Source organism: Gilvimarinus sp. 1_MG-2023, from assembly GCF_030548285.1.
On sequence record NZ_JAUOSC010000637.1, the window covers coordinates 1 to 313 of the forward strand.

Below are 313 nucleotides of genomic sequence, written 5' to 3' on the forward strand. Positions count from 1 at the left end.
GGTTTGCCTGCCATTGAACTGTTCGGCCTGACGCTGGATAAGGGAGAAAAGATTTTCTACCTGATCTGGGTCGTGCTGCTGGCCGCTATCTGGCTGGTACAGAACCTGCTGAACTCCCGTGAAGGCCGTGCCATTCGTGCCTTGAAAGGAGGTCAGCTGATGGCTGAGTCCATGGGCGTCAATACCTTCCGCTCAAAACTGGTGGCCTTTGTTATTTCTGCCTTGCTGGCCGCGATTTCGGGCTGGCTCTACGCCCACAACCAACGGTTTGTAAACCCATCTCCTTTTGGCCTGACCATGGGGATCGACTACC

The 313-nt window shown here is 55.0% G+C and carries 1 protein-coding gene; it reads left to right on the forward strand.

Features of this window, described 5'->3' with window-relative positions:
* Positions 1-313: branched-chain amino acid ABC transporter permease (locus tag Q4563_RS18420; RefSeq protein ID WP_303605539.1), on the forward strand; the 313-nt coding region annotated here is incomplete at both ends.